Source organism: Labrys sp. (in: a-proteobacteria), assembly GCF_047605565.1.
In the GTDB taxonomy this organism is placed as follows: domain Bacteria; phylum Pseudomonadota; class Alphaproteobacteria; order Rhizobiales; family Labraceae; genus Labrys; species Labrys neptuniae.
Window position 1 is genome coordinate 1 of sequence record NZ_JASGFM010000028.1, and the last position, 19,468, is coordinate 19,468.

At 64.4% G+C, this 19,468-nt stretch carries 15 protein-coding genes; 6 read left to right on the top strand and 9 right to left on the bottom strand.

The features are described from left to right. Positions 1-51 precede the first annotated feature (51 nt). Positions 52-1,095: an EscU/YscU/HrcU family type III secretion system export apparatus switch protein gene (locus tag QM672_RS21995; protein ID WP_367626039.1), complete on the bottom strand. Its 1,044-nt coding sequence runs from the start codon at positions 1,093-1,095 to the stop codon at positions 52-54. A 142-nt stretch (positions 1,096-1,237) separates the two neighbouring features. Here QM672_RS21995 and QM672_RS22000 point away from each other — a divergent pair, with 142 nt between their 5' ends. Beyond that, positions 1,238-2,062 carry a tetratricopeptide repeat protein gene (locus QM672_RS22000; RefSeq protein ID WP_311943942.1) on the top strand — a complete coding sequence of 275 codons (825 nt, stop codon included), beginning with the start codon at positions 1,238-1,240 and terminating at the stop codon, positions 2,060-2,062. A 139-nt stretch (positions 2,063-2,201) separates the two neighbouring features. Here the strand turns inward: QM672_RS22000 and QM672_RS22005 are convergent, their stop codons facing one another. The 7 genes from QM672_RS22005 to QM672_RS22035 form a co-directional block, all read right to left on the bottom strand. Beyond that, positions 2,202-2,675: a hypothetical protein gene (locus QM672_RS22005; protein ID WP_415085129.1), complete on the bottom strand. Its 474-nt coding sequence runs from the start codon at positions 2,673-2,675 to the stop codon at positions 2,202-2,204. Positions 2,676-2,689: 14 nt separating this feature from the next. Next, complete coding sequence (locus tag QM672_RS22010) at positions 2,690-4,033, bottom strand: type II and III secretion system protein family protein (protein ID WP_415085131.1); 1,344 nt, start codon at positions 4,031-4,033, stop codon at positions 2,690-2,692. Between the two features lie 78 nt (positions 4,034-4,111). Next, positions 4,112-6,274 (bottom strand): type III secretion system export apparatus subunit SctV, encoded by a 2,163-nt coding sequence (gene sctV / locus QM672_RS22015; RefSeq protein ID WP_415085133.1) that lies wholly within the window; start codon positions 6,272-6,274, stop codon positions 4,112-4,114. Further along, the gene (locus QM672_RS22020; RefSeq protein WP_367626043.1) at positions 6,261-6,446 is read right to left on the bottom strand and encodes a hypothetical protein; all 186 of its coding nucleotides are present in this window, start codon (positions 6,444-6,446) and stop codon (positions 6,261-6,263) included. Before QM672_RS22020 ends, sctV begins: the two co-directional genes overlap by 14 nt. 152 nt (positions 6,447-6,598) lie before the next feature. Further along, the gene (locus QM672_RS22025; RefSeq protein WP_311943935.1) at positions 6,599-7,036 is read right to left on the bottom strand and encodes a hypothetical protein; all 438 of its coding nucleotides are present in this window, start codon (positions 7,034-7,036) and stop codon (positions 6,599-6,601) included. Next, entirely contained in the window at positions 7,033-8,058 is a 1,026-nt protein-coding gene (locus QM672_RS22030; protein WP_415085136.1) for an FHA domain-containing protein, read from the bottom strand. The genes QM672_RS22025 and QM672_RS22030 overlap by 4 nt, the downstream gene beginning before the upstream one ends. Before the next feature lie 112 nt (positions 8,059-8,170). Continuing rightward, on the bottom strand, positions 8,171-8,347 hold the full coding sequence (locus tag QM672_RS22035; protein WP_156771301.1) for a hypothetical protein: 177 nt from the start codon (positions 8,345-8,347) through the stop codon (positions 8,171-8,173). 211 nt (positions 8,348-8,558) lie between these two features. Here QM672_RS22035 and QM672_RS22040 point away from each other — a divergent pair, with 211 nt between their 5' ends. From QM672_RS22040 to QM672_RS22050, 3 genes are all read left to right on the top strand, one after another. Further along, on the top strand, positions 8,559-9,428 hold the full coding sequence (locus QM672_RS22040) for a MurR/RpiR family transcriptional regulator (protein ID WP_367626046.1): 870 nt from the start codon (positions 8,559-8,561) through the stop codon (positions 9,426-9,428). 84 nt (positions 9,429-9,512) lie between these two features. Beyond that, positions 9,513-17,117: an SH3 domain-containing protein gene (locus tag QM672_RS22045; RefSeq protein ID WP_415085139.1), complete on the top strand. Its 7,605-nt coding sequence runs from the start codon at positions 9,513-9,515 to the stop codon at positions 17,115-17,117. A 122-nt stretch (positions 17,118-17,239) separates the two neighbouring features. After that, a complete protein-coding gene (locus tag QM672_RS22050) occupies positions 17,240-17,407 on the top strand; it encodes a hypothetical protein (protein ID WP_367626048.1) in 168 nt (55 codons plus the stop codon). Positions 17,408-17,653: 246 nt separating this feature from the next. Here the strand turns inward: QM672_RS22050 and QM672_RS22055 are convergent, their stop codons facing one another. Further along, complete coding sequence (locus QM672_RS22055; RefSeq protein WP_415085141.1) at positions 17,654-18,301, bottom strand: L,D-transpeptidase; 648 nt, start codon at positions 18,299-18,301, stop codon at positions 17,654-17,656. Between the two features lie 339 nt (positions 18,302-18,640). Between QM672_RS22055 and QM672_RS22060 the strand changes: the two genes are divergently transcribed. Next, a complete protein-coding gene (locus tag QM672_RS22060) occupies positions 18,641-19,288 on the top strand; it encodes a type III secretion protein (RefSeq protein WP_415085143.1) in 648 nt (215 codons plus the stop codon). Beyond that, positions 19,285-19,467: a hypothetical protein gene (locus QM672_RS22065; RefSeq protein WP_068281412.1), complete on the top strand. Its 183-nt coding sequence runs from the start codon at positions 19,285-19,287 to the stop codon at positions 19,465-19,467. The genes QM672_RS22060 and QM672_RS22065 overlap by 4 nt, the downstream gene beginning before the upstream one ends. The last annotated feature ends 1 nt before the right edge of the window (position 19,468 follow it).

Consider the following 19,468-nt stretch of genomic DNA (forward strand, 5'->3'; position numbering starts at 1 on the left):
GCTTTGAATCACATACCCCCCACTCTTGGGAATCCCAAGAGTCCACAACTCCTAGACCAGCCCGTTCTTGACCAGATGGGCGACGATGGCCGGGAAATAGTCGGGCTCGACATAGGCGCCGGGAGCCGTGCGCTCGAACAGGACTTCGGCCAGGGCTCCATCCTCGACGATTGCCAGGTCGAGTTCGCGGGCTTGCACACGCAGGCCCGGCACAGCAGCGCCCTCGCCCTTGCCGACCAGGACGGGAACGGGGGTTTCGCCGCGTACATAGCGCAAACCCACCAGGCGCTCCGGGCCGGCGATGACCAGCACCGCATTGGCAAGGCCGAGCCTATAGGGCCGGCTGGCCGTGTCACGACGCTGGCGCTGAAGTTCCTGTCGAATCAGAGGATCACCCTCCAAGTCCTTGTGTTCTCGCTTGTATTCGGTCTTCGTCATGCGCATGTCGCGCAGAAAGAGGCCACGCTGGATCGGCATGTCGACGAGGCCGACCACGATGAAGGCGAGCGCCGCCGCCCCCCCCAGGGGCGTAAGGATGGCCAGCAGCGTCGGCTCGAGGCAGGACTGGCCGCAGGCTGGAACCTCGAAGAGCGGTTGCAGCCAGGCGGCCATGATGGCGACGAAGACGGCCGCTAGCAGCAGCGTCTTCATCAGGCTCTTGGCGAACTCGACGACATTGCGCAGGGATGCGATGCGCTTCAACCCCTTGGCAGGATTGACATGCTCGAATTGCGGCTTGAGCGGTTCGAAGGAAAACACCGGCCCGCGCGTCGCGATGGTGCTGACCAGAATCGTCACGGCAACGACGACACCCGCCAGCGGCACCACGATATAGAGAAGCGTGAGCATGGCCTGATGAATGAGGGCACTGGCGGTCTGGGCGAAGGGAGCCGATTGCGCACTCGCGACAAGCTCGGCGAATTGCTTGATGCGATCCATGATGCCGGACCCGGCAATATAGAGAAAAGCCAGCGCCGCGAAGATCGAGAAGCCTGAAACAAGGTCCCGGCTGTTGGAAACCTGGCCCTTGCGCCGTGCATCGCGCAGTTTCTTTTCCGAAGCGGGAAGCTTTTTCTCTTCGCTTTCCTGGGACATCTCAGCGCCCTATACCATGCGCGATAACGCTATTTCCTGCGCGATTGTGCATGTTCGCGAGGTTCCTCGTGGATGACCTGCGTATATGGTTTCCGCGGCAGGAGGCTTGCGATATGATCCGGCGGCTTTCAGGAGGATCGGCATGCGGCTGCGCACGGCGTTTTGTCCCGTCTTTGCGATGATGGTGCTTTCGGCCTGCACCACGGCGCATACTGCCAACACGCCCGCTGTCGGCCTGGGGAGCGCATCGAACACGCAATCCTCCCGCCTGATGCGGCTGGCTGCCGATGTCGAGTCGCATGGTGACAAGGGAACTGCGCTCGCCCTCTACGAAAGGGCAGCTGCAGCGCCGGACGCCTCCGCGACGGCCAATGTCGAGGTCGGCGATGCCTATGTCCGTGCCGGCTCCTATCCCAGCGCGATAAGCGCCTATCGCACCGCGCTGGCGAAATCGCCGAAGGATGGCAAGGCCCTGGTTGGGTTGGGCTCGGCCATGATGGCGACCGGCGACAACGAGGCCGGGCTCCGCGCCCTCGGCGAGGGCGCGCAGATCGTCAACACATCCAGCGCCTATAATCGGCTTGGCGTCGCGCAGACCGTGGCCGGCCAGACCGGCCCGGCCGAGGCCTCCTTCTCGCGCGCCCTGGCGCTGTCGCCCGCGGACCTCGACATCAAGGCCAATATGGCGCTCGCCGCGTCCCTCGCCGGCGACGCGCCGAAGGCGATGCCGTTCATCCAGCAGGTCGCCGCGGCTCCGGACGCGCAATTGCATCACAAACGCAACCTCGTGGTCTGCTACGGCCTGCTGGGCCAGGACAGCCAGGTCCGCTCCGCTCCGCCTGTCGGCCTTTCCAGCAGCGAGGTCGATGCGCTGCTGGCCCGCACCCGCTCGATCCGCGCCAAGTCCAGTCCCAAGGAGCGCGCCGAGGCGCTCGGCCTGATGAACGGCGGGGCCAGCGCCAGCTAGGGAAAAACGACTTTTCTCCGAATTGTCATTCTTCTCTAGATCTTTGTTCTGACGCATTTTCTTAGCCGAAAAGTCTGTCAAATTTCCTGGAAAATGCTTTAGGCGATGGCCCGGTCCTTCCCTCGGTCCGAATCCGGCCCTAGTCGGAGGACTGCTGCGTCGCGCCGCCGCCGGCACCGCCGAGATTTTCCGATGAGGATGCATCCCCCTCCTTCTCTCCCAGCAGATATTTGCGGGCCGCGCGCGCGGTCGTGACCCCGGCAGCCGGCCCCATGCGCCGGCCTTCGACGAGATCCCCCTGTCTTTCGGTCATGCGCTGCAGGTTATAGGCATTGGCGCAGCCCGGCGGCAGATGGGCTCCGAGATCGGGCATGGCAGCTTCCACCGTGCCCCAGGCCGGACGCTGGACATCGGCCGGGGGGCCAAGACAGGCATCGGGCACCAGCACCGAACCTGTCGCGCCCTTGGCCGAACCATGGCCGGCATTGGTCGCCACATAACTGTAGCCGGGGGAATAATCGGCTGTCGGGCCGGCCGAGCAACCGGCCAGTCCCATCACGCCGAGGAGAGCCACACCCCGGCAAAGACCCGCCCGCAGCAAATTCGCGCGCATCGCTCCCGTCCTTCCTATTTCACGATGAGGCCCATGCCGGCGGTATTCGCTGGCTTGCGAGCCTTCTTGTTTCGGGCGGGCCGGTCGATCGGGGTAGCAAGGTCATGGCCTCGCACCGGCTGGACGAGATAGGGCGTCACCAGGATCACCAGTTCGGTTTCCTCGCGTTGGAAACGCTCGGACTGGAACAGCGTGCCGAGCACAGGCACGTCACCCAGGAACGGGAATTTCTGCAGGCTTTTCGCGAATCTCTGCTGGAACAGCCCCGCGATCGCGAAAGTCTGCCCGCTTGCGACTTCCACCGTGGTATCGGCACGCCGCACCACGAAGCTCGGCAGGTTGAAGCCGTTCAGGCTGACACCGCCGGAATCGGAGATCGAGCTGACCTCCGGCTTGACGTGAATGGCAATGTGGTTGTTGGGGAGCAGGGTCGGGGTGAAGTTGAGCGAGACCCCGAAGGACTTGTATTCCACCGTCACGGTATCGCGGCTTTGCGGGATCGGCACGGGGATCTCGCCGCCGGCGAGGAAGCTTGCCGTCTGGCCGGTGACCGCGGTCAGGTTCGGCTCGGCCAGGATCTTGACGATGCCGTTGCGCTGCAGCGCCTCGATGAGCGCGCTGACATTGACGGCATTGGATCGCAGGCCAATGCCGAGATTGCCGCCGCCCTCGCTCACACCGCCGGTCTTCAAGAGGCCGAAGGAGAAGTTGCCCGAATTGGCGAAGACGCCCCAGTCGACGCCGAAGGACAGCAATTCGGAGCGCGAGATCTCCGCAAAGCGCACGCGGATGTTGATCTGCTGAGAGCCGGAGATGGTGGTGTCGTTGATCGGCGGCCGATCCGGCTGCGAGTAGGTACGCGCGACATCGTCGGTATCGAGCGCCTCGTCGACGCTGCCGGCATTGCCGCTGGCGACGATGCGGTCCCCGAAAATCGTGAGATTGGTCGCCCCGCGCGGCTGCATCACCTTCTGGGCCCGCTGGGCAGGTCGGGGATCGGTGCTGACCCGGAATTCCGTGGTCGCCTCGACCTTCTGGTCGGCCGTCACGGCGATCAGATTGGTCAGGCCCGGCTTCAGCCCGAAGACATAGACCAGTTGCGGCGAGACGATCTGCAGATCCGCAATGGTGGTATCGGCGACCAGGACGGATTCGACCGGCTGCTTGAAGCGGAACAGCCGCCCCTGCCCCACGGCGAGGTCGACGCTGGGCTTGCTCGGCAGGCTGGTCATGGTCTGGGCATAGGCGCCTTGCACCAGGCCCAGCAGGAGAAGCGCGAAAGCGGCAAGCACGGCCAGTTGCCGATACAGGAGAGACCAACCGATTTCCGGGGCGAGACCCGTTGCATGTGTGACCATGCAAAGGCCGGCCCTGCCGTGACTTGTCATTCCGTTCCTCTCCTGTCGTCTACCGATGGCGCCCGTGCCTGCCCCGTGTCAGGCGGCCCCCTCATGTTGTTTGGCCGGGCGGGTGGTTGCGAGCGAAGGCCGGGCAGCGCCCTGGCCCTGCAGGCTGGTGATGGTGGCGAGCGGCTGCACGTTGAATTCCGGTGCGAGCTCCTGATAGGACAGAACCGCAAGCTCGATGCCGTGCTGCGCCAGGAAAGTGCGCATGTGCCGCCGGACGTCTCCCGCCGTCAGGACGACCGGTGCGGCATCGGGCGCAGTTTCCCGGAGAGCCCGGCCGATCTGCGTGACGATGGACTGGGCCTGCTCCTCCGGCAGGCCGAGGAAGCCGCCCATCGCCGCCGTCTGCTGGCCAGCGCGCAGCAGTTCCTCTGCCGAGGGCTGCATGACATAGGCGGCGATGACGCGGTTGCGGTCGGCGGCTCGGAAGCTGATCTGCCTCTTCAGCGCAACGCGCACATGCTCGGCAAGCAGGGCCGGATCCTGCTGGTGGGCGCCTGCATCCACCAAGGCTTCCAGAATGATGCGCAGATTGCGGATCGGCACGTTTTCCGCCACCAGACGGCGCAGCACCTCGGCAATCTTCTGCAGCGGCACCGTTTCGCGGGCTTCCCTAACCAGCTCGCCATAGTCCTGCTCGGCTTCGGAAAGCAGTGCCCGGGTCTCCTGGATGCCGACGAAGTGCCCGGCATAGCGCCTCAACACGTCCTCGGCCCATTGGCCGACGACTTCTCCCGGCTCGGAGGAGACCAGTCCAGCCTCTGCCAAGGCCGGTGCCGCACCGGCGTCGACCCACAAGGCCTGGTCACGCGGGCCGGCGGGATGTTCCTCGTAGGCGAGGCCGAGCAGAGCGAGGTTGGCGACATCGCCCTCGACCTTGATACGGCCTTCGGGCAGATCCGCCTCCAGGACCGGCGCCTCCTCCACGTCGATCCGGATGTGCTGGCCCGGCACGGCCGGGTCTTCATAGACCCCGATACGGGGCAGCTCTACGCCCAGATCATCGTAGAGGCGCTGGCGAATACCGCCCACATGCTCGTCCAGCACGGCCCTGTCGAGCAGCGTGCCCTTGCCGTAGCGAACCAGGATCCGGCTCGAAGGCAGGGTCTCCTCCCCTTCCTCGGCCGTGAGGGAACCGGAAGCCTTGCCGGACCGCGCGACATCGGAGGCAATCGCGGAGTTCGAGCTCTGTCCCTCCTCCTTCGTCCCCTTGGCATTGCGATGGAGGGCATAGGCGCCAACACCCAATATGGCACCGAGAATCAGGAAGATGATGGTTGGGAAGCCAGGCACGAGGCTGAGACCGGCCAGGATGACCGCAGCCAGGCCCAGCGTGCGCGAATCGCGCAACAGCTGCCCGGCGATCTGGCCGCCGAGATCGCCTTCGCCCTCCGCTCCTGAAACGCGGGTGATCATGGTGCCCGAAGCCACCGCCACCAGCAGCGCCGGGATCTGGGCTACCAGGCCATCGCCTACCGTCAGCAGGGCATAGGTGGAGGCCGCCACGCCAACCGACATGCCGTGCTGCAGGGTGCCGACGGCGATACCACCGATCAGGTTGACCAGGATGATGACGATGCCGGCGATGACGTCGCCCTTGACGAATTTCATGGCACCGTCCATGGCGCCGAAGAGCTGGCTTTCGCGCTCCAGACGTTGCCGGAGCCGGCGCGCCTCCGTCTTGTCGATGTCGCCATTGCGCAATTCGGCGTCGATGCTCATCTGCTTGCCCGGCAGAGCATCCAGAGTGAAGCGCGCGGCGACTTCCGCGACCCGCTCCGCGCCCTTGGCGATGACCAGGAACTGCGCGATGGTGATGATCAGGAACACCACCAGTCCCACTGCGATACTGCCGCCGACCACGAAGGTGCCGAAGGCCGTGATGATCTGGCCGGCATCGGCCTGGAGCAGGATGAGGCGGGTCGTGGTGATGGTGATGGCGAGGCGAAACAGCGTCGCCACCAGGATCACCGATGGCAGGGACGAGAAATCGAGCGGATGGGTGACGTAGAGCGCGGCGAGCAGCACCAGCACGCTGATGGCGATGTTGATGGTGATCAGCACGTCGACCAGCTCTGTCGGCAACGGGATGAGCATCATGATCACCGCGACCAGCATCATGATCGCGATGACGAGATCGGCGCGCTTGGCGGCCTTGGCAAGGAACGTCAGAAGGCGGTCAGGCATGCTCATTCAGCTCTCGTTGCGCCAGAAAGTCCTGAAAGGACCGCCGCGCTTCCACGGGGCGCCCCGCCGCCAGCAAGGCCTTGCCCTTGAGCAAGGCGAGGGCGGGATGGTCGGCGCTTTCCAGTTCCTCCAGCCTTTCGATCGTGGCGAGCGCCTTGCCTGCCTCGCCGCCCAGCACGAGTAGATGGGCCAGGGTCTGCAGGACTTCCGCATTCGCCGGCTCGAGCTGCGCCGCGATCAGGAGATAGGCCGTGCCGCGCTTGACCTGGCCGTGGCGACCATAGAGATAGCCCAGCAGGTGCAGCAGCTTTACGGTGTCCTGCCGGTCGGTCAGCTCTCGGTTTCCTTCTGCAGCCGCGCCATCAGGTCGCGATGACGTTCGATTTCCTCTTCCATCAGCGATCGGGCGAGGCTGCGAAGCTGGTCTCCACCTTCCAACTGGGGCACCAGATCGGTGATGCAGTAGCGCAGGATGGGTACCGAACGGCGCAGAATGGCCGAGCCGGCTCCCTTGGGCATCACCAGATCCTGCAGTTCGTCGTCGAGGGAGCGCTTGGCCGATGGTCCGGCCGCTCTGCCCGCCGATCGCGGCGTGGCTTCCGAACGCTCGCTTCTACCGGCCTTGCCGGCCTCTTCGGAGCGTGACTCGATCGAATGCAGTCGCCGCCGGTTGACCGGAGGCCCCTGCAAGCCCTTGACGTTCGTCTCCTGACTGGACGAACCGAGATGGGGTGCATCGAGGCGAATGGCATCCAGCCGTCGGGTCATCGGTATTTCAAGGTGAGTGTCGAGCCGTTCTTGGCCAGGCGCAGATCATCTTCGCCGATCTTCTCGATGGTCCAGCCGCCGGTGACGAATGCCCCTTCGTGATAGCGAGCGCCGTCGCTGGCGATGACATAGGGCCGCTCGCCGAACCAGATCGCCCGCAGCGTGAGCGGCGGCGACTGTGCGGGCTTGCCCGTCTCGACACGCGAGACGAGCGGCACGCGGTCGCCATAAGCCTGGTCGTAGCGCGCCTGGACGTCGCGCCAGGCCTCGCCTTGCTGCGCCGGCAGCACCCCCGAGACGACCAGCCGGTCTTTTTCCGTGGCGATGGTCAGATTGGAGAATCCCGCAGCCGCCAGACGGCCCGCGAGGTCGTCACGAGCACGGCTCGCCGGAGCAGCCGCATCGGTCGAGCTCGCGACGACCGGCTGTGCGGCGGGTTTTTCGGTGATGTCAGCAAGCGTCTGCGGTGCTTCCGTCCGGTGGGGCTGGGAGGAAAATGCCGTGGCGCTCGGCAGCCAGTTCAGGGCAAGCGAGGCTCCCACCACCGTGACGATCACGGCACCGCTCGCGAAAAGCAAGCGCCCGAGCCAGGTTCCGCCACCCAAACGTGCGGCCCTTGACGATCCACGCCGGGCTTCCAGGCGAAACCGCGCTTCACCGATGCCGACTTCGAGCGGCAGGCGGCAGCGGCGGCCATGGCCCTCAGGCAGGATCTCGCCCTTTGCAAGGCTGAGCGCCCCACCGAGGGCCTCGATCTCCACCCGGCCGCCCCGGTAGCGCAGGCGCGCATGAAGAGGCGCAATCCCCGCATCCCTCAGGACGATGTCGGCATCCCTGCCGGAACCGATCGTATGCTCCGCCTCGTCCAACCCGAGGCTGGCATCCTTGTGGAGGCCATCGGTCACCTGGAAATTCACGGCCGATTCGGGCTCGAATCGGGTCTTGTCCGCAGCCGGCGGTGGCGAGGGCCGACGCAGGGCATGCGCCTCACCTTGAGCCTTGTCGATCATTCCGGTGGGCATCGTTCCAGTCCCCAATCCCCAGTCGGGCCACCTTTTCCGATCTGCGCCTTCGGAAAACGGCTCGGACAATACGGTTCGAGCGCCGCCGGCCGGGGCCGGCGGCGCTCGTCATTCAGGTCTTGCTGCCGCGGGTGATGTTGTCGGCGGCCTTGTTTTTGACGCCGATTTCAGTCGTCGCCACCTGAAGCTTCAGGTTCAGCAAGAACATCTTTTCCATTTTCGCGATCGCATCGTCGACAGCCCCGCTGGGGGTGCTGGATGCGTTTGGATTTAGGGAAGACACGGACATCGTTCACTCCTTGAATCGCGCTTCGAACGGCGAGATCACAAGACTGCGAAGGGCATCGCTCGGATCGCCGTCGCCGGCATGCTAGTGAATCTCGGAATGAAAGTCCATTTGGAATGCACGCTATTAATAAGTTCCAATTGTTGCATTGGCGAAGGCCATGTCATACTCTTGTCATCAACAGATTTGGGTCGCCGCAATGAGAGAAGGTCCGTTGACGCAGCTCCTGGTCGAGCGGTTCGAGACCATGCCGTCGCAACTGAAGCTGGCGGCCCGGTTCGTGCTGGACCACCCCCAGGAGGTTGCGCTGATATCGATGCGCGAGCAGGCGCAGCGGGCCGGTGTCTCGCATTCCACCATGATGCGCCTTGCCCGCTGGCTGGGCCTGGAAGCCTATGAGGACATGCGGGCCCTCTATGCGCAGGCACTGCGCGAGCCGGGGGCCAAATCGGCCGCCAAGCCGGCCGAAGCGGTGGAGACACCGAGCGTGGCGGAGGACGGCCAGGGCTATTCGACGGTCAGCGCGACCACTGACATGCTCGCCGCCCAGGTCGCCCGCCTCGGCGAATATACCAGCGCCATGCAGCATGTCGCCGTCGCCGACATCCTGATCGAAGCACGGCGCGTCTATTGCCTGGGACTGCGGTCGGAACAGGTCGTCGCGACTCACTTTTCCCGCTTGCTCTCGCTGTTCGACGATCGTGGCACGCTGCTCGATGCCGCCGCCAAGGGCGAGGTCGATGCCCTTCGTCATGCCGGTCCCGGAGACGTCATGCTGGTGGTCGGCATGGCGCCCTATGCCCGCGCCACGGTCGAGGTGGCACGCCGTGCGGCCAAGCGCGGCGTGACCATCGTGGCGATCACCGACAGCCGCGTGTCGCCTTTGGCACGCCTGGCGCGTGCCAGCGTCATCGTCACGGTCGAATCCCATTCCTTCTTCAGGAGCGTCACCCCGGCCCTCGCGGCGGCGGAGATCCTCATCGCTCTCATCGCTCAACGGTCCGGCGTCGACGTCAAGGAAGCGATGCGCGCCGTGGAGCAGCATCTCAGCGAATACGATGTCTACTGGACGCCCTCGCGATGAGGGCGCCACAGCCACTTTGAAACCCGGCTCAGGCGTTCCGGTGGAGGTGCGCAGGAAATCGGGCTGCCTTTGGAGATTCAACGCATGGTCGTTCGTCCCATCTTTCTGCCGCCGCCACCTCCGCCGAAGATCACGCCCAAGAACGACATCGACCGCATCGCAGAACTTCGGGCCCAGGCGCAGAAGCTGCGCGAGCAGATCCGACTCGCACAGAAGATGGGCGAGGCCGAAGAGGCCACCAAGCTGCAGAAGGAACTCAAGCAGACCAATACGGAGCTGACGAAACTCGAACCGCCGGCGACGGCACCAAGCCCGGTCGTCACGCCGCTGGCCCTTGCCAACAGCACGCCTCTGCTCCCTTCATCCGGTACGCCGACGGTGACCCCGGCCCTGTTCGTCACGCCCCAGAGCGGCACGCCGGCCGTTACCCTCGTCGACAATCCCGCTCCCGTCGATACGCCGAAGCCGGGGGCCGATGCCGGCGCCATCGTCAAGGACGTTCAGGCAGGCAAGAGCGTCGACCAGATCGCCACCGAACGCGGGCTGACGCGCGACCAGGTGCTCAATGAGCTCAAGGCCGGCGGCCTCGACATCAAGACAACCGATCCGAAGAGCGACAATGGCGACGTCCGCACCACTGAGATCAGCGACCCCAAGACCGGCCAGACCGTCACCGAATATTACGATTTCCAGCACGGCACCTACTACACCCAGGTGAAGGACGCCAAGGGCAAGGAGACCGACACGCCGGTGCGCGACGAATCCGGCCAGAAGATCACCACCAACTACGACCCGAAGACGGGAACGACGACAACCCGCCGCGAGGACGATCTGGGAACGGGAACGATCACCCAGACGACGCAGCTCTCCAATGGCGTGACGACGGTGAAGACGACCGGCGCGGACGGCAAGTCCACCACGGTGGTGACCGATGCCAAGGGGCAGAAGACCACGCTTGCCGCCAGCCAGGACCCAACCCGCAAGGGGGCCGAGGGCATCGGGAAGGATGTCGCCGCCGGCAAGAGCATCGACCAGATCGCCGCCGAACGCGGGCTGACCAAGGAGCAGGTGACCGCGCAGCTCGCGGCCGCGGGCCTGGAGGTCAAGACGAGCCAGCCCACCAGCGACAATGGCGACGTGCAATCGACGGAGATCGTCGACCAGAAGACTGGCAAGACGGTCACCGGCTACTACCAGGACTATCAGCACGATTCCCGAACGGTGCGCACGACCGACGAAAAGGGCAATGCGGTCACCACCAGCACGGAAGCCAACGGGACCGAGACCAAGAGCGTCGTGGAGGGCAATGGTCGCACCACGCGCACCGTGAAGCAGGGCAAGGACACCACCGTCTCCGTGACCTTCAACGGCTACACGCTGACCACCAAGCCGGATGGCAGCATGACCCTGCATGACGACGCCACCGGGCGCGACGTCAAGGTCAAGCCCGACAGCGCCGAGGCCGCGCTCGCCCAGACCCTCGTCTCCATCGACCCCAAGAGCTCCGATCCGCAGGAAGCCAAGAAGGCCGAGATCATCAAGACCACCCTCGACGGCATCTTCGCCGGCGAGGAATTGCCAAGCCTGCAGCAGGCCGTCACCGACCTGCACCAGAAAACCCAGGACGCCATCGCAAAATATGGCGAGGGCCAGCCTGGAACCAACCCGACGGCGGAAAACCCCTATGGCACCCCGCCCCCCGGCAAGGCACCGTCGGGAGGCGACTGGGTGCCGAAGAACGGCAAATGGGTCGATCCGGTGGTCGCCAAGGCGATGGACGCCGAAAACGTCGCCATCGGGCAGCGGGCCGAGGCCAGTGCCAAGGTCAATCAGTCACAGGCACAGCTGAACGTCTACGCGCTCGATCCCGCCTATAAGGGCGCGATGACCGACGCCAAGGTCCTGCTCGACGACAAGCTGGCCCCCTTCGGCCTGCAATGGAACGCGCCGACGCCGGAGGGCTCGCTCGCCGACGCCAAGAAGGCCCTCACCGATGCCAACAGCCAGCTCACCAATGCGACGACGGCGCGCGAGAACTACGAGAAGGCCCAACGCCTTCTCGACCAGGCGATCAGCAAGCAGGCGACATTGCCGCCTCCGCCCCCCCTCCCCGGGCAGACGACGGTAAGGGCCACCGCCGCCGACGATCATACCAACTACGAATTGAAGGACGCCCAGTCCAAGGCGGCCCATGACGACGTCACTGCGCTGTTCTACCAGGCGGGGCTGTCTTCCAGCCAGGGCGACAAGGCACTGGCGGACTATCTCGTCGGCGTCCGGCAGCAGGAGGTCAACGCCACCAAGCCGGGCACGCCGGAGCGCACGGCGGCTGAGAAAAATCTCAGCGATGCCAAGACATTGAGCGAGAATGCCGGCAAGCAGGTCGATGCAGCCACGACCTATTCCAACTTCTATTCGGCCACGAGCACGCTTTCTGGCCAGGAAGTTCAGGCCACCGATCTCCGGCAGAAGATTCTGGCACAGTACCGCGCCGCCAATCCTGGCTCCTTCGATATGGAGAAGGAATATTCCACCTATGGCGGCGACTATCTGGGCAAGATCAAGGAACAGCACGTCATAGAGGATCCCAAGGATCATCAGCTCTACCTGGAGACCAAATACGAGCACGATACCAAACGGGTCCAACTGACCTTCACGACCAGCGACAAGAACATCCGCGAGGACCTGCGCAACGGCGAACTCAACAAGCAGTGGCAGGCGCTTCTCAACAACCCCGCCAACGCCAATATGTGCTACGCCGACGGCCGGGGAGGCCTGGCGGCGGCCAAGGCTGCGCAGGTTTCGGCCGGCCAGCAGATCCAGGCGATGATGAAGGACCAGCTCGGTCTGGTGCGGGACGGTCTCGACAAGCAGATCACCGGGCTGAAGACCGATCTCGATGGCGCCCTCAAGCAGCACGGCCCGGGCAGTGTCGAGGCGCCGGCAGGCCTGCTGCCCCAGGGTACCCAGCCCGTGGAGGTCACGGTCAATGGCCAGAAGGTGCAGGTGACCCCGGACATGGCCGGCGACGTGCAGCGCGGCGGCATCGATGCCATCGTCAAGAGCGGCAAGCCTGTTCGCATGGAGATCAATGGCCAGTGGTTATGGGTCCATCCCGACGTCGCGGCGGCCCAGATCCGGCTCGATGCGGCGCAGGATCAGCGCGCCAGCGTCGAGAATGCCCGCCAATCGGCCGAGCGCTCCGAGCAATGGTATTCCTTCCTGCTAACCCAGCCGCTCAAGCTGTTGGACGATGCGGGATCGGCGCCCTATTATGCCCATCTGCAGAGCGTCTATCTCGACGACCATCCCGACCAGGCGATGTCGGTCTACCAGGCCACGTTCCAGAACCTCTACAATTCCGGCTACAATGACCAGTTCACGCCGCTCGAGGGGCGCCAGGCCCAGGAAGGGCTGGTTGCGCGCACCCTCGGCATCGACACTTCCAGCGACGATGGCCGCACGACCCTCGACAAGGTCGTCGACGAGATCCGCGACATCGGCGGCAACACCGCCTCGGTCAAGGTCGTGCCCCTGTTCTATGTCGACGACAAGGTCGGTGCGCAACAGGTCTCGCTTTTCGCCGTCCAGGATGGCGATAAGACCTGGTATGTCGATGCCACCGGCCAGAAATTCGAGTCCATCAAGGATTTCCAGGACAACAACCGCCAGTTCCAGGAAAGCGGCAAGCTGATCGTGCCTGTTGGCCTCAGCATGAAGCCCGGGGCCGACGGCAAGATCGACCTGGAGGTCGTGCAGGCCCGCAATGTCTCGACCTTCGACAAGATCATCGATCCGATCGTGGGCATCGGCACCGCCCTCGCCACGGCCGTCGCCGTCATTCCCAATCCCTTTTCGCCGCTCGCTGCCGGCGTGGCCTATGCCGGAGGCGCCTATCTCGGCACCCGCGCCGTTATCAAGGAAGTGGACTATCTCCAGCATGGCGGCGAGCTGGGCGACATGGAATCGATGATGAACATCGGCACGGTGGCCACCACCGTCCTGCCGATGGGATCGAGCGTGTTGCGCACCATCGGCATGGCGAAAACCACGGAATTGTCGGTGACGCAGGCGTTCCGGGCCAGCATCGGCATGACCGGGCAAGGCAGCTCCGTCGCCACGACGGCAGACGCCTATATGAGGAGTTCGGGCGGGCTGAACCGCACCGCGCGCGGCCTCGACTGGGCGGCCATCGGCACGGGCGTGCCGCTGACGGCAGTGTCGGCCCATGACCTGGCCGCTTATGGCGACCAGATGAGCGGCCTTGAATTCGCCAGCGCGTTGACCAGCCTCGGCGTCGGCGTCGCCGGCACGGGCCTGGGCGTCAAGGGGCTGCGAGCCACCAAGCCGCTCGCCGCGGCCGACGAGTCGGCCGGCGGGTCCCCTTCGACGGCATTGCCTGCCTCGGTAAATACACGCTCGTTCGGCTCGGAAAACGGCCGCACGCTGAACTATCTTCCCGACGGTACGGTGACGATCGGCGGGCAGCCTGTGGCTGCCAAGGACCTGTCGATCGGGCTGTCCAACAAGGGCGCGGTCGACAAGGACACTTTCCTGGTGATCGCCGACGAGACCAACCTGCCTGGCGCGACCCAGCTGATCGAGGACCTGCGCAATGCCGGCTATCGCGACGGCCAGGGCATCACGATCCTCGCCTGCCGCGCCGGTTCCCTCGACCATCAAACCGGCAGTCCCCTCACGCGGTCCCTCGCCGGCGAGGTGGCCGACAGGCTCGGCGTGCGGACGCGCGCCTATGACGGACCTGTCGAGCTTGCCGACGCCATCAAGCCTGCCGAAGGAGGCAAGGAGGTGGTCGAACTGCCCGGACTGCCGCTAACCGATGTTTCCGGTGGCGCAACGCTCCAGCAGCCCAACCATGCCGCCCAGAGCGACTTCTGGTTTGGAGGCGGCAGGGATGCGGCGCCTCCTGCCTCCCCGAGCAGCGTACATGGTGCCGGCGACGGCCCCATCGACCCGATCACCCTGGGCAAGAAGACCGGCCCCACCCCTTCGGGCCAATCGCCGAAAATCACGCCTCCCACGCGCAAGCAATTGCAAGCCACCGATCCCAAACAGCTGGACTTTACCCAGCTCAACGCCAAGAACGTGCCCTGGCTGAAGCCGGATCAGGTCGCCGCGTTCACGCCCAAGCAGTGGGAAGCCTTTAAACAGGCCGGACTGCAGGGTTCGCTCACGCGCGGCCAATTGCAGGCGATTCCGGAAAACAGGATCAGGAATATCGACGCCGGATCCCTGACGAAATCCCAGGTTCGCTCGCTGACCAAGGCTCAGGTCGCGGCCCTCAATGGCAAGCAATTGCAGGGGCTCCATCAGGCCGGCCTGCAGGAGCACCTGACTCAGGGCCAGATCGGGGCGATACCCGACAATCGCGTCCAATATCTCGATAGCGCCAGTTTGACGAAAAGACAGATCGGGGGTCTCTCTCAGGCCCAGATCGCGGCAATGACCAACAGCCAATGGAAAGCCTTCAATCAGGCGGGGCTGCTGCCTCATCTGTCGCGGGCTCAAACGCGCTCGATCCCAGAGAACCGTATTGCAGACCTGAATATCGGCTCCATGCTGCCCAAGCAGGTCTCCTGGTTGACCTTGAAGCAATGGGAAGCCTTCAAGCGGTCCGGCCTGCAGGGGCAGTTGACGCAGGCCCAGATCGGCGCGATCCCGAGCAATCGCGTCAAATATCTCGATATCGCCAGTCTGGACGCCAAGCAGGCCGGATGGCTGAAACCCGATCAGCTTTCGGCACTGACCAAGTCGCAGATCAGAGCCTTTTCCGGCGAACAGCTGCGCGCTCTGCCCAATGCATCTGTCGCCGATATGGCAGCCACCCTGACACGCAAGCAGATTCCCGAATTGACGCTGGCGCAGATGGAGGCAGTTGGCGACACCCAGAAGAAAGCGATGAGCGAGGAAGGGCGCAAGCTCCTGGACGAACTCATCGAGGTCCGCAACCTGTCTCCGGATGACATCGCCCGCCTCTCGCCGAGTGGAATCGTCAATCTCACGCCCGATCAATTGAGGGATCTGACGCCGGACCAATTGCGCGCCATCGCGCCCAAACGCATCAAATATCTCGATCTGGCCGAGCTCAACCCCTCGCAACTGGCTGAGTTGACGCCGGAGCAGGTGAAGAAACTCAGGCCGAACCAATTGGCAGGCCTGAAGGACGATCAATTGCAGGCCCTCACGCCAGCCCAGGTCGATGTGCTCAAGCCTTTCCAGACCGCCCTGCTGAAAGGCAACCAGCGCTCGGCCCTCAACGGCTACACGCCCGCCTCGGCGCCAGTGCGGGCGCTGGCAAAAATGCGCGCGATGGGCGTCGACGATCTCGTTCTCACCACGACCGCCACGGCCACCTTTGCCGCCGTCTGGCCAGCCCTGCCACCGCATGTCCAAGCCTACATGCGAGCCGGTGGTCTCGCCTGGCGCGGTCTGACCATGAGCGCCGCTGCGGCCCTGCCGGGCAAATGGACGGCGCTCCACACGCCGCTGGGCCGTATCATGAAGATCGGCGATGCGCTGAGCTATCTGCCGACCCAGGCGGCCGGCATCCCGACCTCGGTCACTCTGGGCGGTGCCGGCGGAGCCCTGTTTGAAGGAAGCAACGCCTTCTATTTCGCCAAGGCCGTGCGCGAAGCCCGCACCGGCCGGCCCACCATGCCGATGGCCGACAAATGGAACCTGCCCTCCTATGCGATCGGGAGCGGCCTCTCGCTCGGCGATTCCATCCCCAAGGACGGCTCGAACCTCTCGAGCCTGCCTGGCGTGCCGGATTTCGTGTCAAAAGGGTTCGACTTCGTTCCGGGCGCCGCCGATACGGTCGACAACGCCGCCTTCCTCCTCGGTTCGGCCTATCTGTGGGCACGCGGTGCCCGGACAGGACTGGGACGCGGGAAATGGGAGCCTAGCATGTCAGGCTTCGATCGTGTCGTCTTCGGTGTCACCTTCGGCGGCGGCATGATCCTGTTCAGCGGCATCGTGATCGCGAATTGGCTGGATCAGCAGAACAAGGCAAATGCCCCAGGGGTACAGCCCTCCGGCAACAATTCCACGCCGACCCCGACGCCGACGACACCGGCGCCAGCAACGCCAACACCAACGCCGTCAAAGACGACGCCAACGCCCACCACCTCGCCTACCGCCACCAGTTCCTCAACTCCCTCGCCGACCACGACGAAAGCGGGCCCGAACAAGCCTCTGCCGAGAGAACCCGGCACATCGGAGGCGACGCCGGCCCAGTTCGTCGTCTCGGCGGATGACGGGCTCAATCTGCGGGACGAGCCGGCTGGCGATTCCGGTGTGGAGACGGTGATCCGGCCAGGTTCCCTGGTCAAGGAAACGGGCGTTTCCAAAACCGACGAATCCGGCAGGACCTGGGTTCCCGTCAGTGCCCATGGCGCGGATGGCACGGAGCATCAGGGCTGGGTCGAAGCCAGTTTCGTGCAGACCCATCCGGCCGGAGCACAGGATGGCGAGGGACGTCTCAATCCCGAACTCGAACGCCAGGGCTATCAGCCGATCATCGCCCGCGACGGCGATACGATGGGCGGCATCGCGCGCAACCATTCGGCCGATGTGCGGGAAACGGTGTTGCTCAACATGGGCCACATCGCTATCCCGGACGTCATCTTTGCCGGGGACCGCATCTACCTGCCTGGCGCGACGGCATGAGATGAGTTCGGAAGCATTCCGAGCCCGCAGGAGTCCGATCTCGCCTTGATTCAGGTCAATGCAAGGCACCGATGACAAGCCCAATCTGCTCCCTGGCTTCGAAGCGAGCCATGGAGGCACAGATGGGCGTGATCATTCGATTGTTGTTGTTCGTGGCGGCGCCCGTCGCCGCTCTTTTCGTGGCCAGGGATTCCCTCAATTTCCAGATCGCCCAGGTGTTCTTCGCGATGATGATCTTCATCGCCGTCGGCGTGATCGCGGCTTTCTGGGCAGGCGGAAAGAAGACCTGATTCTTCCAGGGCGACCTTCCCGGGAAGACTGACCGTCGGACCTAAAAAAATGATGCCAAAACAATGATTTATGCCAAAGCGTGGGCCAGAAACCGGATCCTCTTCCCGAATATGGCTCTGTGCATCCGATAGGTTCGTCCCAAACGCCAGCCTCGGCCCTGGAAGCCAACACAGCACCCGGAAGGGTTGCGGAGCGCCCTTGTCGGCAATTTCTACAAGAATTTATCAGTATTTTCGTACCTCCGACTACCGCACGACGACCTCGGCGCCAATCGAGGCGCGTTGATAGAGATCGATCACGTCATCGTTCGTCATGCGGATGCAGCCCGAAGAATTGGCCGTGCCGACAGTCCAGGGCGCATTGGTGCCGTGGATGCGATAGAGGGTATTGCCGATATAGAGCGCACGCGCGCCGAGCGGGTTGTTGGGCCCACCGGCCAAGCGCACCGGCAGGTAGTGTCCCTGTGCGGCCTCTCTTTCCCGCATTTCGGCAGGCGGACGCCAATCGGGCCATTCCTTCTTGTCGAGAATGCGGTCCCGGCCCGACCAGGAAAAACCCTCGCGTCCGACCCCGATGGCATATTTGAGCGCCCTGCCGTCGCCGAGCACGTAGTAGAGGCGGCGCTCGCCGGTGTCGACGATGATCGATCCCTTGGGATGGGGTTCGGCGAAGGCCACGATTTGGCGCGCGATCGGCGGCGTGCGCCGCGTCGCCGGTTGACGGGCGGCCCCAGGGGCGGGCTCACCGACGACATCCCCCGGATTGTCCGAGGGCGCGATGACCACGTCATCCTCGCCGTCATAGACCCATGTGCGCGGATCGTAGCCGCCGGCCTGGGCCGCGGCGATACCCATCATCGACAATGACAAGGTGCCGGCGACAGCGACAGCCATCGCGGCTCTGCGCATGACGGATTGTAGGATCATGGGTTTGCCTCGCAGCCAGCGGCACGCATGAAGACGCCCTGCTTCGACCGTCATTTTCCCTGCTCTCCCCTGCGCGTCGCCTCGTTCGAAAACCGTAACAACGTACCTCCATCCGCAGCACGAATCTGAAGCGTTTGGCACTTGCCTATGGCTCTATAATCCAATTGGACTTTCATTTCAGCGACGATCACGATAATGTGCGGCACGGTTTGGCAGGCAAATCATGCCGCATGGGACTCACGCTCGAAGAGCGGACGCGTCGTTGCACAGGTAAGGGGCATGGAATTTGAGACCAGCAGGATGGCTATGGGAACGCGTCGTCGCTCCCCTGCCATTCTCGGCTTCGCAGTCGGATTTTGCCTGTGCGTGGCGGCTTTGCCCACGCGCGCAGCCGAGCCTGACTGGCCTGCCGGTCCCTACAAATACATCACCATCGACCAGTCGGTACGCGACGCCTTGACCGAGTTCGGCCGCAACATCCACGTTCCGGTAAAGCTCAGCGACGGGGTGAAAGGTCGCCTGAGTGCCGGCATGCCGATAGGCACGGCGCGCGAGTTCCTGCAATGGGTCTGCGACCGCTACGGACTGGTCTGGTATTATGATGGCTCCAGCCTGGCCGTGGCGACCGAAGCCGAAATGCGTACCGACATGTTCAAGGTCGACGCAGCCACCCTGCCCGGCATCCCCGGCCGACTGCGGGAACTCGGCGTCGCCGATGCACGCTACCCCATCAAGATCGCCCAGAACGAGCGGGTCGTCTCGGTTTCCGGCCCGCCTGCCTATATCGACGCCGTCCGCAAGGCGCTCGGCGTGCTGACCGAGCCATCCGGTCCGACGCGGGCGCGCGAAGTCGACGGTTCGGCCGAAAATGTCGTGCCGGTGCGTGTTTTCCGAGGCCGGCGCGCCGAGGTCGAGACCCCGCCCGCCGCCAAGCATCCAGGAGAGAGCAAATGAAGATCGAGAGCAACGGCATCAGCCCGACCAATCAGCCCGACCCGAGCAAGGAAAGCCAGGAAGCGGCCCTGCAGAAGCAGATGGAAGAAACCCTCGCCAACTTCGCCGTGAGCATGGCCCAGCAGCAGGGCGACCGGGCTCTGGAAGGCATGCAGCAGGCCCGCAACGAGGAAGGCTGAG